General features: G+C 35.9%; 1 protein-coding gene. It reads right to left on the bottom strand.

Translation table 11 applies throughout. From position 1 onward, the window contains the following. Nucleotides 1–105 precede the first annotated feature (105 nt). Nucleotides 106–372: a hypothetical protein gene (locus RR876_RS16705; RefSeq protein ID WP_332637158.1), complete on the bottom strand. Its 267-nt coding sequence runs from the start codon at nt 370–372 to the stop codon at nt 106–108. Between the last annotated feature and the right edge of the window lie 456 nt (nt 373–828).

Raw genomic sequence — 828 nt, 5'->3', positions numbered from 1 at the left:
TATAAAACAAAACCACAAAGGAAATCACCAAGGTCGCAAGACCTAACATATAGTTATGTGTCATATGGAGCATGGTGGGTTCCTCTGTTAATTATATGATTGAAGTTATAAATATTTCTTCAACCAATCCCACGTTGTTTTCTGAAGAAAACCGTAATAGCTAAGATTTACTTCTGAAATCAAAATATTGTCATTACTATCGAGGTGCTTCGAAAGCTTTGTATAAGCTTGTTCTGCAGTACCGTTATAATAAATAAACCAATGGGATTTCATTACTTTTTCATAATCATTGAAGGTTTTAATTTCATTGATTAATCCATCGTAATTTTGACCTATTTTATTTAGGTCATAGCTTACCGAATAAACTGCCATTTATATCTCCTTAAATATCATTCATTAGAGCAGTTGTTACCCAAAAGTCCTTGACGATATTGCGAGATCAGGCGATTATTCACCTGCTTTTAGCAAAGCAATATGTCGAAGAACTCGTTTCTTAGACTGGAAAGGGGATCTGTAGGAAGATTCCCTTTTTTTATGTCTAAAATTTGTCTCTTAGGATTAGTAGTAGGAATTACTTTGCCTTTGAGTTGAATTAACCGTTTAAATAATTAATTCAAAAATCTTTTCAAAAATTTAATCCCCCTAAATCCCCCTTTTACAAAGGGGGACTTGCATCCCGCCATTTGCTTTGAGGAATCGCCCTCCTTTATTAAAGGTGAGAAGCAAAGCTTCGAAAGGGGGGAGGATTTGAAACTCGTCAGATTACTGACAAGCCTCACAGTCTGGATTGTCAATTGAACACGCCATTGGCACTGGAGCTGCTTGACC

Origin of the sequence: Acinetobacter sp. (assembly GCF_036666595.1) — a bacterium.
In the GTDB taxonomy this organism is placed as follows: Bacteria; Pseudomonadota; Gammaproteobacteria; order Pseudomonadales; family Moraxellaceae; genus Acinetobacter.
The sequence above is the reverse complement of the archived record's forward strand: the minus strand, read 5'-3'. Positions and strand labels throughout refer to the sequence as shown.

What these genes read in the sequence shown, in the direction of transcription:
- RR876_RS16705 (WP_332637158.1), bottom strand. Translation starts at nt 372, where the DNA reads ATGGCAGTTTATTCGGTAAGCTATGACCTAAATAAAATAGGTCAAAAT.